This window comes from Hymenobacter sp. B1770, assembly GCF_049896385.1.
Lineage (GTDB): Bacteria > Bacteroidota > Bacteroidia > Cytophagales > Hymenobacteraceae > Hymenobacter.
This window is the reverse complement of sequence record NZ_JAFCUF010000001.1, coordinates 750,282-764,549: the sequence shown is the minus strand read 5'-3', so window position 1 is coordinate 764,549 and position 14,268 is coordinate 750,282. Positions and strand designations below refer to the sequence as shown.

At 59.7% G+C, this 14,268-nt stretch carries 12 protein-coding genes; 6 read left to right on the top strand and 6 right to left on the bottom strand.

Annotated elements, in window-relative coordinates; translation table 11 throughout:
* Positions 1 to 3 precede the first annotated feature (3 nt).
* Positions 4 to 489: a YdeI/OmpD-associated family protein gene (locus tag ACP7AJ_RS03145; RefSeq protein ID WP_426058723.1), complete on the top strand. Its 486-nt coding sequence runs from the start codon at positions 4 to 6 to the stop codon at positions 487 to 489.
* Between the two features lie 49 nt (positions 490 to 538).
* Here ACP7AJ_RS03145 and ACP7AJ_RS03140 read toward each other — a convergent pair whose 3' ends face one another.
* Complete coding sequence (locus tag ACP7AJ_RS03140) at positions 539 to 925, bottom strand: DUF2141 domain-containing protein (protein ID WP_426058722.1); 387 nt, start codon at positions 923 to 925, stop codon at positions 539 to 541.
* 277 nt (positions 926 to 1,202) lie between these two features.
* Between ACP7AJ_RS03140 and ACP7AJ_RS03135 the strand changes: the two genes are divergently transcribed.
* The gene (locus ACP7AJ_RS03135; protein WP_426058721.1) at positions 1,203 to 2,534 is read left to right on the top strand and encodes an NAD(P)/FAD-dependent oxidoreductase; all 1,332 of its coding nucleotides are present in this window, start codon (positions 1,203 to 1,205) and stop codon (positions 2,532 to 2,534) included.
* Positions 2,535 to 2,657: 123 nt separating this feature from the next.
* The gene (locus ACP7AJ_RS03130) at positions 2,658 to 3,080 is read left to right on the top strand and encodes a hypothetical protein (RefSeq protein WP_426058720.1); all 423 of its coding nucleotides are present in this window, start codon (positions 2,658 to 2,660) and stop codon (positions 3,078 to 3,080) included.
* Between the two features lie 188 nt (positions 3,081 to 3,268).
* Here the strand turns inward: ACP7AJ_RS03130 and ACP7AJ_RS03125 are convergent, their stop codons facing one another.
* Positions 3,269 to 6,103: a hypothetical protein gene (locus tag ACP7AJ_RS03125; RefSeq protein WP_426058719.1), complete on the bottom strand. Its 2,835-nt coding sequence runs from the start codon at positions 6,101 to 6,103 to the stop codon at positions 3,269 to 3,271.
* 300 nt (positions 6,104 to 6,403) lie between these two features.
* On the opposite strand from ACP7AJ_RS03125, the gene ACP7AJ_RS03120 reads away from it, so the two are divergent.
* Both ACP7AJ_RS03120 and ACP7AJ_RS03115 read left to right on the top strand, forming a co-directional pair.
* Positions 6,404 to 7,741, top strand: coding sequence for a Gfo/Idh/MocA family protein (locus ACP7AJ_RS03120; protein WP_426058718.1), 1,338 nt, complete (start codon positions 6,404 to 6,406; stop codon positions 7,739 to 7,741).
* 115 nt (positions 7,742 to 7,856) lie between these two features.
* Positions 7,857 to 8,408 (top strand): YceI family protein, encoded by a 552-nt coding sequence (locus ACP7AJ_RS03115; protein WP_426058717.1) that lies wholly within the window; start codon positions 7,857 to 7,859, stop codon positions 8,406 to 8,408.
* 167 nt (positions 8,409 to 8,575) lie between these two features.
* Here ACP7AJ_RS03115 and ACP7AJ_RS03110 read toward each other — a convergent pair whose 3' ends face one another.
* The 4 genes from ACP7AJ_RS03110 to ACP7AJ_RS03095 all read right to left on the bottom strand — a co-directional run bounded on the left by ACP7AJ_RS03110 (position 8,576) and on the right by ACP7AJ_RS03095 (position 13,153).
* Entirely contained in the window at positions 8,576 to 8,959 is a 384-nt protein-coding gene (locus ACP7AJ_RS03110) for a hypothetical protein (protein ID WP_426058716.1), read from the bottom strand.
* A gap of 47 nt (positions 8,960 to 9,006) precedes the next feature.
* Entirely contained in the window at positions 9,007 to 11,514 is a 2,508-nt protein-coding gene (locus tag ACP7AJ_RS03105; protein WP_426058715.1) for a TonB-dependent receptor plug domain-containing protein, read from the bottom strand.
* Between the two features lie 137 nt (positions 11,515 to 11,651).
* Complete coding sequence (locus tag ACP7AJ_RS03100; RefSeq protein ID WP_426058714.1) at positions 11,652 to 12,662, bottom strand: fatty acid desaturase; 1,011 nt, start codon at positions 12,660 to 12,662, stop codon at positions 11,652 to 11,654.
* A 92-nt stretch (positions 12,663 to 12,754) separates the two neighbouring features.
* A complete protein-coding gene (locus ACP7AJ_RS03095; protein ID WP_426058713.1) occupies positions 12,755 to 13,153 on the bottom strand; it encodes a hypothetical protein in 399 nt (132 codons plus the stop codon).
* Positions 13,154 to 13,519: 366 nt separating this feature from the next.
* Here ACP7AJ_RS03095 and msrA point away from each other — a divergent pair, with 366 nt between their 5' ends.
* The gene (gene msrA, locus ACP7AJ_RS03090) at positions 13,520 to 14,194 is read left to right on the top strand and encodes a peptide-methionine (S)-S-oxide reductase MsrA (protein WP_426058712.1); all 675 of its coding nucleotides are present in this window, start codon (positions 13,520 to 13,522) and stop codon (positions 14,192 to 14,194) included.
* The last annotated feature ends 74 nt before the right edge of the window (positions 14,195 to 14,268 follow it).

Here is a 14,268-nt window from a genome sequence, read left to right as displayed (position 1 = left end):
CTTATGCACGCTCCCACGCACTTTCGGGCCCCCTTGGAGCCCGGCGGCCCCAGTTTCATGCCCACCCAGACCATTGTGGTGCCCGCCAATGTACTCGAAGCGCTGGGAGGCAAGGCCACCAAGCGAGTGGTGTGCACCATTCGCGGGCAGGTGCTGCGGCTGGGCCTATTGCTGCTGGAGGGCGGGGGCCGCTACCTTATGCTAAACAAGGACGTGTGCCGCGCCCTGGACATCGCGCTGGGCGATGAACTGGCCGTTGAAATCATGCCTGACCCCAACCCCGACCACGTGGACCTACCCCAAGAGCTGGCCGAAGCTTTAGCTGCCTGGCCCGAGGCCGAAACGGCTTTCCACACCTACAACGGCGCCAACCGCCGCGCTATGGCCCGCCTCGTGGTCGAGGCCAAGCAGCGCGAAACCCGCGTTCGCCGCGCGGTGCAGCTGGTGGAGCGCTTGGGCCGTGGCCTGCACCCGTTTAGGGGCGATTGATTAGCTTCTTAGAGTTGATGCAGAACTTACTCGATTAGCCGCCAGCAGCTTAGTTCTTGAGCACAATGCTCACGACCTTACCCGGGCCGTCTACCGTGAACTTGCAATCGTCGAAAACCGGCGCGGCCACCTTGGGGCGGAAGTTGTTCGAGAAGGCGTAGGGCTCGGTGGGGATGCCGATGAAGTTCTTGTCTATTTTGTTGTTGTTCAAGTCCTGGGTGATAGCCACGGCCCACTCGCCCTTGGGCAGCTCTACGGGCAGCGTGAACTCACTTTTGCCACCTGGCTTGACGGACTTGGAAAAAACCCACTTGCCGCTCTTCAGGAACCCCTCGCGGGTGTTGTAGAAAAACAGCTTAACGGTAGAAGTGGTAGACACCAGCGACGTTACCACAACCGTTACGGGCTGATTATCGCTAACCCGAGGCGCTGGCACGGCAGCCCCTAACAAGCAAGAACCAATTAATAGCGAAACAGACGACAGCACATTCATAAGCGAAAAACTGAAAACGTGGAAGTAGCGCCTCAACAATTGGGTTTACGGAAAGAGTTCGATAGCAGCCGGGTGCTACGCTTACAATGAGCATGATACCAATTCGAACAAGCCCAGGCGCTTATTTGAGCGGGCCCAGAAGTAGGCCGCGACAACCAGTTGGTCCCAAACACGGTAAGCAGCACCGTTGCCGGCCTTATTCGGCCCCGATATTTACCGCATGGAAGGCTTAACCAAAATTGATGACCTCGGCAAGCCGCGCGTAGTGATAGTGGGCGGGGGTTTCGGCGGGCTGGAGCTGGCCAAGGCGCTGGCTGATGCTCCGGTGCAGGTTGTGCTCATCGACAAGCAGAACTACCACACGTTTCAGCCGCTGCTTTACCAAGTGGCCTCGGCCGGGCTCAATGAGGGCGACATCGTGTCGCCGTTTCGAAAAATCCTGAGCAAGCAGGAGAACTTCTACTTCCGGCTGGCCGAGGTGCAGGGTGTGGACCCCGTGGCCCAGGTAGTAGAAACCACCATTGGGCGGGTGCGCTACGACTACCTGGTGCTGGCCACCGGCGCCACCACCAACTACTTCGGCGACGAGCAGATGGCCCAAAACGCCATCGCCATCAAGAGCGTGGACGACGCTATTGAGTTGCGCAACACCGTGCTCTCTAACTTCGAGCAGGCCCTGCAACTCGGCGATAGGGAACAGCTCAACAGCCTGCTCGACTTCGTGATTGTGGGCGGTGGCCCCACCGGCGTAGAAATTGCCGGGGCCCTGAGCGAGCTGCGCACCCACGTGTTTCCGAAGGACTTCCGCGAGCTGGACTTCAAGCAAATGGACATTCACCTGGTGCAAAGCGGTCCGGTGCTGCTCAAGGGCATGTCGGCCAATGCCTCGCAGCAGGCCCTGGAGTCGCTCCAGAAGTTTGGGGTGCAGGTGTGGCTCGACGCCCGCGTGAAATCCTACGACGGCTACACCGTCACGCTCAATACCGGCCAGCAGCTCATCACGCGCACGCTCATTTGGGCAGCGGGCGTTACGGGCGCACCCATCGCTGGCCTGCGCCCCGACTGCCTGCTGCCCGGCAACCGCTACGCCGTTGACGAGCACAACCGCGTGCAGGGCTACGAGAACGTGTTTGCCATCGGCGACATTGCTGCCATGCGCACCGCTGCGCATCCCGAAGGGCACCCCATGGTGGCCCAGCCCGCCCTGCAGCAAGGTCGTCTGCTGGGCGAAAACCTCGTTCGCCTCCTAGCGCAGCAGGCCCTGCAGCCCTTCCATTACCAAGACAAAGGCGCCATGGCCACCATTGGACGCAACCATGCGGTGGCCGACATCAAGCTTTTCGACAAGGTGTACCACTTACAAGGATTCCTGGCCTGGCTGGCCTGGGGCGTGGTGCACGTGGTTTCCCTCATTGGCTTCCGCAACCGCCTCATGGTGCTGCTGAACTGGACCTGGAGCTACCTCAGCCACGACAAAGGGCTGCGCTACATCATCGGCAAGGCCAAGCCGCCGCTGCAGGAAGCCGAGGTAGAGGAAAAGGCCATTGTGTGAATGAGGTTAACGCCCTCAGCGCAGAAATCTTTGTGAAAATGGGAAAGTCCCACGCAACCCATTTGGCGGGGCGCCGGTCAAGGCTGCAGAGAACCATAATTTCACCTAAATCATTTTTCTGCTATGCGCCTCCTCCCTACTCTTGGCTTTGCCTTGCTCTCGCTCACTGTGTTGAGCTGCAGCGAAAACACAGAGCCAGAGCCACAACAGCCTGAGCCGACTATTTGCTTCCCCTTTGAGCCCAAATGCTACTCAGGCGTGGTAGTGGGCGATGCCTGCCTCGACGGCGTGCTGATTGACGTGGATGCCTCTTTCTCAATTGGAAAACCCGCAGGCGAGCATAAAAATGTCATTGCCGCCGTGAATTTCGCTGACTTGGCCAGCCTGAACCAAGTGGGCAAGCGCGTGTATTTCACCTATCGCAACGACCCTAACCAGCAACGAGCGGTGCGCGCTTGCACCGCCAACACCATGCCGCTACCGGTGCCGCACCTCGTCTTGAGCAACATATCGGCTACAAACTGCGCGAGCACAAGCTCCCGCTAAGCATCACCCTTTTAGTCTGCAAAAAGCAACGCCCGACCGTTTTGGTCGGGCGTTGTTTGTATTGGACAATAGCTAAGGGTCAGTACGGAAGGCGAAAAAGGCTTGAAGGAAAGGGTTGCTGCCAAAAATTCTTTAGTATTAGGAATTTTCCCGCCTAGCCCGCCAGAAACAGCCTGCCCAAGAACGCATCACAGCCGGATGTCAAATGCCAGCGGTTCGAACACCCACTGCCCCACTACGGTATTGTACACCACGCGCACCCCGGCCTCTATGGGCGTGCGCAGGCGCAGCACGTTGAACTGCACCAGCGCATCCAAACCCACATTGCGGTAGTTGCGAATGCCCGTACCCAGGTGGCTGCGCCCCCGCGCCACATCGCCAAACACGGTAGCCCGCAGGCGCTGCACATACAGCCACCGGCCCAACTCCCAATGTGTGAAAGCCAGCGGCAGGCTGTAGTCGACGCTGGTTACGCGCAGGCGGTCGAAGCTGGTGTAGCCCTCGCCGCGCGGAAACGACACGGCCGGTGCAAACTGGTACTGCGCCTGGTCTTGCCACTGGTAGCCCCCGCGTAGCCGCAGGGCATGGTGGCGGCCCAGTCCAGGCAGAAACAAGCTGCCCTGCGCGGCCCACTGCGTGGCTTGCAGCCGTGTGCCAAAGGGCGTGGTGCGCCAAGTGCCCAGGAAGGTGCCCCCGCCCCGCGGCGCCACGTCGCGGGCACTGCGCCGAAGCTGCGAGGCATAGCTAATGGTGTTTCGAATGGCACTCAGCGGCGTGTTGGGGCCGGTTTCGGTTCGGCGGCGCACGGGCAGGTCGTAGTCAAACACCTGCTCGTGCTGGTAGTAGGTGCCAATGGTCAGCCCCTGGAAATACTTGGAGCGGGTGAGGTTGAGCGGCAGGCGCAGGCCGGCCGAGAGGCGGGTGTAGCGCCACTGGTCGCGCAGGGTTCGGCCCTGGTAAATGATGACTGCATCGCGTCCGCCGTAGGTGATATCAACGTCCACCACGGGGTAGAGGGCCTGGTAACTGAGGGCGCCTATTACGCTGGCGGTGCGCTCCACTTGGTCGTAGCCCACGCCCGCAAAAATCTGGGTAGTGTTCAGCAAATCCTGGGAGCGCAGGCCGAGGCTCACGGCATTGCCCGTGGGACTTTGCACTACCCCGTAGCTGAACACGTTGAACGCATGCCGCAGCGGCGAGTAGCGCCTGACGCCGTAGCGGGGAGCAACCGAATCGGGCTGCGCCAGCAGGCGCGGCACAAGCTGGCCGGTGGGCTCCTGGGCCGTAAGCGCGGCGGCATAAGGCCCGGGAATGTCGGCCGTGGCGGTGGGAATGGGCGTCCAGGCAGCGGAGTCGAGCGGCATTTCTACTACCCGGGCGCCGGTGGCCCGGAAATCGTGAAAAGCCAGCGAGCTGCCATCCGGCGATACCGCGGCGTGGTAGGCGCCCAGCGGCCGGGAGGTGACGCGGTAGGTTTGACCGGTGCGGGCACTCACGGCATACAGGTTGTCGATGCCCGACTGCGAGGAGTTGTAGAGCACGAAGCCGCGCCAGGGCTGGGGGTTGGCCAGGTTCACGTTGGCCACGGGCAGTAAGGCGCGCGACGTGCCGGTGGCCGGCTCGATAACCACAATGGTTTTGCCGGCGGCGCTCAGCGTTACGGCCACTACGCGGCGGCCGTCGGGGTGCCAGCGGGGTTGCTGGTAAAAGTCGTTTTGCAGGTTGGGCAGAGTTTGGAGCTCGGCGCCGGTTTGGGCATCCACAATCACGAGGGCATGGCGGTAGTTAACGTCGGTGCGCACGGCTACCAGGCGCTGCCCATCGGGCGAAAGGGCCGCGGCGGCGTAGCGGGCACCCTTGCCCACGCGGGTGAGCCGGCCAGTGGCCAAGTCCAGCACCTTCAGCTCGGAGGCAATGCGCTGGCCCCAGCGGGCATCCTGCTGAAATTCGGGCCACAAGGCTTTGCCTCCGTTCACCGACAGCATTTCCGGGATATTCAGCTGCCCGAGTTCGAACACTTTGCGCTCGGCCCCACGGTGGCGGAGCAGCACCAGCTGTGGAATGTTGTCGAGGCCGGTTTTCAGGGCCAGCACTGTGTTGTCGTCGACGTACTGTGGGTATTGGTATTGGGTATAGATTTTTTCGGTAGCCGCGGCCGCAAACTCGTTTACGGGCGTACTGCTGGGCAGAGCGGCCTGCTGGGCGCGCCAGGTCGAGTCAATTTCCGTCATGGTCCGGTCGTAGAGCCGCTCTACGGTGAGGCCGGTGCTGCGGCGAATGCCGTTGGAAAACGAAAACGGGTAGAATGGAAACCGGTAGTAGTGGTCCAGCACCTTGGCCCAGGCATCGGGCCCGTGGTGGGCCTTCAGGTACGACGTCATGAAATAGCCCAGCACGTACCAGTTGGGCACCTGGTCGCGCAAGGAGCCGTTCACGGCTTTTTGGTAGCTGTAGCGGCGGCCCGCCAGCAGGTTGGCCCGCAGGCCCACGTCGAAGCTGGGAATGCGGCCGCGGCCGCTGCGCGTAAGGGCCGTTTCAATGCCCACGGCATCGCCCTCAAAAAACCACTGGGGTACGCCCACAGCCGCTATGCCCAGCGCGCCATCGCCAAACAACGGAGTTAGCAACCGGCCTATCCCCTGCCGGGCTTTGTCGAACTGGCCCACGTGCCGATATTCGTGCACGGCCAGGCCATCGAGCCAGTCGACGGTGCCCAGGCCCAGGCCCTGCTGCGGCGTGGTGAAAAACTCGGCGTGGCGCGGCAGGAAGGTCACAAAGCCATTGCTGACCGTGGTCTGGTTTTGCAGCACAATGCTGATGGGAGGCGGTTTCACGCCCAGCGTAGCCGCTGCGGGGCCGTGCAGCTGCTCGAGCCGCACGGCGGTGCGCTGCGCAGCGGAGTCGATGGCTCCGGCATAGATTACCCGAAAATTAGGTGTGCGCACCTCCTGCCACCGCAGCGACGGCGGGTTCTGGGGCAGCACGGGCAGGCTTTGGGCCCGAGTGCTGCTTAACGCACTCATAACCAGCAGTCCACAAAGCAACAAAAGACGCATGTAGTATTCGATGAGAAGCAAAACGGAAAAGGCCTTAAAGAACGTCATGCTTTATCTAGCTTCCGCTTGTCGAAGCATCTCTACCGCGTAACTAAATGAATTACTCTTGTGGCAGAGATGCTTCAGCTGCACTCAGGATGACGTTCTGATTTCTGAAAAGAAACTGGTTTCCGGCATCGATTGCGCAACTAAAGTGCACCATAGTTGGCGATAATCTCCTCCTATTCGGCCAACTTACGGACTGAAACCCACCCTAAATCTCATCCTATGGAACGTCGCACATTCGCGCAGCTTACCGGCACAGCGTTGGCCGGCTCTTTACTCACCAACAATGTATTGGCCGCGGCCCTGGCGCCCGGCAAAAAGCAGCGCGTTGCCATGGTGGGCACCGGCCACCGCGGCCTGGGCATGTGGGGCGTCGAAGTCCTGAAAGAGTACGGCAACCAGCTCGAGTTTGTGGGCCTCTGCGACAGCAACCCCGGCCGCGTGGCCACCGGCAAGAAGATGCTGGGGGTGAAGTGCCCCACTTACACCAACTTCGACAAAATGATGAAGGAGACCAAGCCCGACATCCTCATCGTGACCACGGTGGACGACACACACAACGAGTTCATCGTGAAGGGCCTGGAATACGGAGCCGACATCGTGACTGAAAAGCCGATGACCACCGACGAGAAAAAGTGCCAGCAGATTATCGACGCCGAGCAGCGTACCGGCAAGAAGGTCAAGGTCACGTTCAACTACCGCTACTCGCCGCACCGCCAGAAGATTTACGAAATGCTGCGCAGCGGCGTAATTGGCGAGGTCACCTCCGCTGATTTTCACTGGTACCTCGACGTGCACCACGGCGCCGACTACTTCCGCCGCTGGCACCGTCTGCGCGAGCACAGCGGCTCGCTGCTGGTGCACAAGGCCACCCACCACTTCGACCTGCTGAACTGGTGGCTGGAGTCGGACCCCGAGGAAGTGTACGCCAACGGCCAACTCAACTTCTACGGCAAAAACAACTCGTTCCGGCACACCAACTGCCGCCCCTGCCCCCACAAAGACAAGTGTGCCTTCTACTGGGACATGACCAAGGATAAGCGTCTGATGGCCATTTATGCCGACAACGAGAAGTACGACGGCTACCTGCGCGACGGCTGCGTGTGGAGGGAAGACATTGATATTTTCGACAAGATGGCCGTGCAAATCAAGTACGCCAACCAGGTGCAGGTGAGCTACTCCCTCACCACCTACTCGCCCTACGAGGGTTACCGCATTGCTTTCAACGGCACAAAGGGCCGCATCGAGGCCTGGATTAAGGAGCGCCAAATCTGGGACGAGGAGCCCGTCGACGAAATCCAGCTCATCACCAACTTCGGCAAGCGCGAAATCATTCGGATGCCCAACAACGAGCCCGGCCACGGTGGCGGCGACGTACGCCTGCGCAAGCAAATCTTCGCCCCGGAAGGCAACGACCCCTGGCGCCAGGCCGCCGGCACCCGCGACGGGGCTATGGCCTGCTTGGTGGGCATTGCGGCCCGCCACAGCATCGACAGTGGTAAACCCATCAAAGTCGGGGATTTAACTACCCTGAAGCCGTCGGGTACGCGTGGGGCTTGAACCAAATTCGGGGAAGGTTGTTGAAGGCATCGAAAGTAAATTGATGTAGCTACATAAAATGTAGCTACATTCGTTATCTTTGCATTCACAATTCTCCTTATAACACCCCAACGCCATGTCTGAAACCGCCACCGCCGCCGCTACCAAATGGGTAATTGACCCTACCCACTCCGAAGTGCAGTTCAAAATCAAGCATTTGGTTATTTCCACCGTCACGGGTTCGTTCAAGTCCTTCCAGGGCTCAATTCATACCGAAGGCGACACGTTTGACAATGCCAACGTGGAGTTCACGCTCGACGTCGACAGCATCGACACCAACCAGGAGCAGCGCGACGGCCACCTGAAAGGCGAGGAGTTTTTCAACGCCGCTCAATTCCCACACATCAAATTCGAGTCTACTTCCTTCGTGAAGGAAAGCGACGACACCTATAAGCTGCACGGCAACCTCACGATGAAAGACGTGACGAAGCCCGTAACGCTGGAAGCGGAATTCGGCGGTTCGGCCGTCGACTTCTACGGTAACCACAAGGCTGGCTTCGAGGTAAGCGGCAAAATCAACCGCAAGGAGTTTGGCCTCACCTGGGGCGCCGTGACCGAGACTGGCTCCATCGTCCTTGGCGACGACGTAAAGCTGATTGCTAACGTGCAGCTCATTAAGCAGGCGTAAAGCATCGTATTTTAGCAAAAAGCGGCTGCCCCGAAAGGAGCAGCCGCTTTTTTGTGCATGCCGGTGCAGCGTTGTCTACCACTTGCCGGTCAGGGTGATAATTCACCAGTCATCGGCCCATGCGATACATCTTCCTTACAAAAAGCGTTGCCGTGCTGGCAATCGCCCTATTTCTTAGCTGCTGCAAAGATGCCAGCACTCCAGTTCCCGAATGCTATAGCGGAACAGTTCTCGCTTTCGATTGCCACAATGGATACCTTATTCAGGTTGACGAGCAATACCCCATTGGCAAACCGCTCCGGGTGTATGCAACAGCTAATGACAGCCTGCTCCGCCCCAATATTATTGCCGCGGTGAACTCGCTGGACACCCTGGGAAGACCCGGCCAGCATATCTATTTCAGCCACATAGATGATGGCCAACAGCATTCCCGTAATTGGCCCTGCGACACCCAATTCCTGTGGAATAACTTGCCCGTGCCCCATCTGCTCCTGAGCAATATATCGGTAACGCCGTGCCCAGCCGGTACTTCCAGGTAAAGATTCACCCACAAGAACGGGAAGATATAGCCCGTTCTTGTGGGTGAATCTTTACCTGCCTACTTCACTTGCATCGTACCCTGGCCTAGCACCGGCTGCCCGCCTTCAGCCATGCCTTCGACGCTAAGCTGGAACCCGCCTTTGGCATCGGAAGCAAAAAACCGAACCTCCGTTTCGCCCGCGGCATCGGTGCGCACGGTGGGGTTCCAGTAAAGGGTGGCGCGGCGCAGGTCGGGAAAGTTGCGGTTGGTTTTGGGCGAGTCGTAGCGCGGCACGTAGAATTCGCGCCCACAATAGAAACCGGGCAACCTCACTACTGCTACTCCAGGGGCTGGGTCATCGGATGCCTTGCTTTCCGGATTGCCGCGCTTGGTGTACACGGCTATAACTCCGCCAGAGCCGCGGCTGCCAAAAATGGCCGTTTGGCCTCCTTTCAATACTTCAATGGTTTCTACTTCAACAGCGGGAAAATAAGCCAGTGTCTCCAAATCGACTGGTACCCCATCGAGCAGACACAGAGGCCCCGAATTGCCTGACAGTGACGTTATGCCTCGAATAAGCACGCTTGCGGACGGTCCACTCCCCGAGAAGGCAACCCCTGGCACCCGGCCCCGCAGCATGTCTAAGGCCGATAGGCCTGCCATGGGTGGATAATCCGATGCCTTTAGCACCGTGGCATTGCCCACGGGATAAAGACGGCGAGGGTCGTTGACCGTCTTTTTAGCCCCTTTCACTGTGACGTTGCCCAGCATGACGGAGGTAGTGTCGAAGCGAAACTTGCGCTCGGAAGCGCGCTGCTGCTGGCGGCTCTGCAGCACGTCGCTCAGAGCTGCCGGCACCTGCATGGGCAGCGGCGGCTGGGCCTGGCGGGGCACTGGTGGGCCCGAGTCGATGACGAGCTTCACCCACTTGCCATCGCGGGGCGTACGGGCCTGCAGGGTCGCGCGGGTGGTATCGCAGCCTCCCAGGCCCGTAAACAGGAAGCGGCCTTCGGCATCGGTGGTGGTAGCCAGAAACTGCTTCTGCGGTTTGGTCACGAGCCAGGTTATCTTGCTATCGGGCACGGGCTTGCCATTGGCCAGGGTCACTTGTCCCCGCACGCCCAACGAGCGTTCGATGCCAAATTCCCGCTCCGGCGTCAGGCCGGCCAGCACGTTTTTCCAGGCAAAGCGCCGCCAGCCCTGCGTGAGCAGCAAAGCGTCGAGGTGCTGCGTGGTTTCGGGGCTGGGGTTTTGAAAATAATAGCCCGGATTCTCGACGTAGCCGGCCAGGTCGGAGGTGAGGAGCAGGTTCGAGGCGATGGTTTCGGCATTGGCCACCGCGCCCTGACTGTCGGTAATGGCCAAGGATAGGTTGGCGGGCACCGGCACGCGCTGACCAGCCGCATCGACCATGCTCACGCGCACGCGCACCAGCTGGCGCGGCGAGTAGCTAGCCTGGTCCGGCGCGAGGGCAACCCGGTACCCAGGCTGGTTGTAAGCGAAAGCCAGCCGCTCGGCCAGCGGCGCCCCTTGCCCATTAAAAAGGGTGAAATGCACAATGCCGTTGGGAAACTTGCTCTTGGGAATGCGGGCCGTGAACGTTTCACTGCCCGTTACCTGGCCGCGGGCCATGTAAGCCACAGTGCCCCGCACCTGGCCCGTGAGCAACACCGGCCCGCCACTGGTGCCCCGCTGCTGAATGGCTACCAGGTAATCGCTGCCCAGCGTGACCACGTGCAGCGTGTAGCCGCTGCTTTGCACCGCCGGCAAAGGCACAGTCATGGAGACGGCAGCTGGCGCCAGCACCGCGCGATAGCGCTGGCCCAGCACAGGCGTAAACGTGAAGGAACCCATGCCCAAATGGCTGCTGCTGAACGTGGCCACCTGCTGGTCCTGCGCATCCAGAATCTTGCCGGTTACGTCGATGCCGTGGGAAGCGAAGTCGGTTACTTTGAACGCCACCAGATTGGGCAGGCCGGCAACCAGATTACCGCCTTCCGGAAAAAACTGTACGTCGGGGGGAGTGGCCACCACCGCAGCGTTGCTGCGGGCAATGGCCGCCCGGGCACGTACCGCCGACGGCTTCGAGTCCGGGGTTTCTACCTTGGCGGGGTGCCAGATGGCCAGCCGGCGCGAATAGAAAAAATCGGGGCCCGCGTTGCGCATCCAAGCGGTGTAGGCGCGTAGCGTGTAATTGCCCGCCGTGAGGGTGTCGGGCAGCGCAATATCGCCGGGCGCCAGGCCGGCTTCCAAGAGCAGGTTGCGGCGGGCCACGACTTTGTTGCTGCTATTCAGAAGCTCCACGTGCAGCACTTTGCTGAGGGTGTCGGGGCGGTGAAGGGCAGCATCTACCACGTAAGCCTTCAGCCAAATGGTTTCGCCCGCTACGTACCACGGCTTGTCGATGTGGAGATAGGCCTTCTCAGGCAGTGCAGCGGCGTAAAAGCGCTGCACACTCTCCACAATCCGCCGGGCCACATCGTCTTCAACTGGTGGGCGAAAAGCAACGGTGCCGCCAGCAACCAGGCTGAGGCAGGCAAGTAGTTGGACTAATCGGCGCGGACGCAAACGGGTAGAGAAGTACATAGTAGAGTGTGATAGCAGAAAAGCAAGGCCCACCCAATATGGGTGGGCCCGAAGTACGCTACAGAAACTCATATAAAAGGGCTTGAATAAATTATTCAAGCCCTTTTATGAAAATTAAACCCTCTCGACGCTTGCTTCTACAGCTGCGCCGACAGCAATTCCTTATCCGGCACGCTCATGTCCTTGAGGGTGGCCGTGCCCCGCTCCTTGCGCATGATGCGAGAGTACAAGCTGATTTCCTGGTCGAACAGAAACCGGAAAAACAGCTTGGTGTAGCTGGTGTGCGCCAGCAGCGGCTGGTAAAACTCGGGCGCCACGGCCTTGAGCTTGGGCAAGTTGTTCCACGGGATGCTGGGCATGTCGTGGTGCTCGTTGTGGTAGCCCACATTCAGGTTGATGCCGTTCAGGCGGCCGTAGTAGGAATAGGTTTCCTGCTCGGGGCTGAGGGTGAGGTAGTGTTCCTGCACCCAGCGGGCGCCGAGCGGGTGCAGCCCTACCGAGAACCAGAAGCTGAGGAAAAGGTAGAGTAGGGCCGTCCAGCCAAAGAAGTACACAATGGCCACATTGAAGGCCAGCTGAGCCACGATGTTGGCCGCCACGTAGCGGTCGATGGTGGCCACCTCGCGGCAGCGCGCCGTGCGAATGACCTGAAACAGCGGAAAGAAAAACAGCCAGATGGCCTTGCCAATGCTGTAGTTGTGAATCAGCTTGGCCTCGTACCAATCGGGCAGGTCGGCGTCGAGCTCGTGCACGCCCTGGAACACGTGGTGCTTGATGTGGAAATTCTTGAAGCTGATGGCCGTGGGAAACACCGACGGGAAGTTGGCCAGGATGCCGGTAGCCACGTTCTGCCACAGCTTTTTGAACACTAGGTTGTGGGCTGCTTCGTGAATGACCACAAACAGGGTGTGCGAGAAAAATGCCCCCACCAGGTAGGCCACCGGAATGGTCCAGTACCAAGCCTGGTTGCGCAGCAGATAGGCCAGCACCACCTGGGCGGCCACGCAGCCCGCCCCAATGAGGAAGGTGGTGGGGTTGCGGGTCATCAGCTGCTTCACCTCGGGGTGGGCCCTGATGATTTGGCGGGTGCGCACGCGGTGAGGCTCAGGGGCCGTGGCAACGGTGAAAGCAGTGGGAGCGGTGGCCATAAAGAGCTGAAAAAAAGCGCACACAGCGAATTGCCGCCGCGCAGGGCTTCAGGCAAAAATACAGCAAATAGATTCAGTCCCGGAGTCGGACGCTATATCACCTTTAGCCAGGACTTTGCGGTTTCGATGTCGTCGAAGGTGGACACCACCGGACTGCTATTGGTGAACTGCAGCATCAGGTCGGTGCTGAGGCGGCTGTACACGTTGGGCGAGTACACCCAAGCAAAATACTTGAGCCCGGCCGTGGTCATGGCCGGAAACCATTCACGGCCGCCCCATTCCGCGGCATCGCTCCACATGCTGGTCACGCGGGTATTGTCGTTCAGCACCTTTTGGCTCCGGTGCAGCCCCATCAGGCGCAACATTTCGCCGCACCCGTGCTGCACGCTGGCCAAGTCCTGTTGGCCGTGCCAGTCGGCGTGCAGCCATTCATTCAGGTGGTCGTACTTGATGGTGACATGAGGGGTTTCAAGTAGGAGCTGGATGGACATAAACAAACGTGAGAGGAGCACTGGCGCCTGCTACGTCAAATACGTAGCAAAGGATGCAGCCCAGCAAAATCAGTTTTCCACATAGCCCCTGACTTTCTTGAAACAGAATTTATTGCCAGAATAAATACTTAGCATTCGTTTACCAGCGCAGGCAGCAGCATGTTTTGTTTTAACTCGGCTTCGGGGCCGAAGCCGAACTTCTGACTGCTGTTTCTACTTATGTAGGCGGCACTCGAAAGCCGACCTGCCTTCCAATTCGTATGGCATTTACCCAGGCAGAATGCTGGGCGTAGGACCAGCCCGGTGAGGCCGGGTCAAACGCCGCAAATAAGTTAGTTTCGGCACTGTTTCTGTCTTGTTGTTTCTATGAAAAATCGATTGAAGTCTTTAGCGAGTGTTAGCCTGCTGGCCTTTGCGTTTGCTTGCGGCACCCAGCAGCCCGCCGATGCCCAGAACCCGCCGCGCTCCACGGCTGGCTTTGCTCCTGCCAACCTGAACGGGCTGGCCCTGGCCACCTTTGCCGGCGGCTGCTTTTGGGCGCAGGAGGAAGCCTTCGAGCAAATTAAGGGCGTGAAGCAGGTGGTGAGCGGCTACGCCGGCGGCACCAAGGCCAACCCCACCTACGAGCAGGTGGCGAGCCGGACCACCGGCCACACCGAAGCAGTAGAAATTTACTACGACCCCAAAGTGGTGAGCTTTCAGAAGCTGGCCGACATCTTCTTCACGGCCTCGCACGACCCTACCCAGCTCAACCGCCAGGGCCCCGATGTGGGACCGGAGTACCGCTCGGCCGCTTTTTATCGTACGCCGGAGGAGAAACAAATCCTGGAAGCCACCATTGCCAAAGTCAATGCCGCGAAGCAGTATGCCGGCAAAATCGTGACCGAAGTGCAGCCGCTTAAGAAGTTCTGGCCCGCCGAGGACTACCACCAGGGCTACTACCGCCTGCACCCCGAGAACCCCTACATCGCCCATGTATCGGCCAAAAAGGTAGAGCACGTGCAGAAGGAGTTCGCAAAAGACCTAAAGAGCCCTTTATAAGGCGGGACATTGCCCCTGAATTTGCGAGTTTACAAGCCCCAGCCACCTTAGCTGGGGCTTTTTGTTGAAGAAAT

Coding starts and splice junctions, on each gene's coding strand:
- ACP7AJ_RS03145 (WP_426058723.1), top strand. CDS start 4: ATGCACGCTCCCACGCACTTTCGGGCCCCCTTGGAGCCCGGCGGCCCC.
- ACP7AJ_RS03135 (WP_426058721.1), top strand. CDS start 1,203: ATGGAAGGCTTAACCAAAATTGATGACCTCGGCAAGCCGCGCGTAGTG.
- ACP7AJ_RS03130 (WP_426058720.1), top strand. CDS start 2,658: ATGCGCCTCCTCCCTACTCTTGGCTTTGCCTTGCTCTCGCTCACTGTG.
- ACP7AJ_RS03125 (WP_426058719.1), bottom strand. CDS start 6,103: ATGAGTGCGTTAAGCAGCACTCGGGCCCAAAGCCTGCCCGTGCTGCCC.
- ACP7AJ_RS03120 (WP_426058718.1), top strand. CDS start 6,404: ATGGAACGTCGCACATTCGCGCAGCTTACCGGCACAGCGTTGGCCGGC.
- ACP7AJ_RS03115 (WP_426058717.1), top strand. CDS start 7,857: ATGTCTGAAACCGCCACCGCCGCCGCTACCAAATGGGTAATTGACCCT.
- ACP7AJ_RS03105 (WP_426058715.1), bottom strand. CDS start 11,514: ATGTACTTCTCTACCCGTTTGCGTCCGCGCCGATTAGTCCAACTACTT.
- ACP7AJ_RS03100 (WP_426058714.1), bottom strand. CDS start 12,662: ATGGCCACCGCTCCCACTGCTTTCACCGTTGCCACGGCCCCTGAGCCT.
- ACP7AJ_RS03095 (WP_426058713.1), bottom strand. CDS start 13,153: ATGTCCATCCAGCTCCTACTTGAAACCCCTCATGTCACCATCAAGTAC.
- msrA (WP_426058712.1), top strand. CDS start 13,520: ATGAAAAATCGATTGAAGTCTTTAGCGAGTGTTAGCCTGCTGGCCTTT.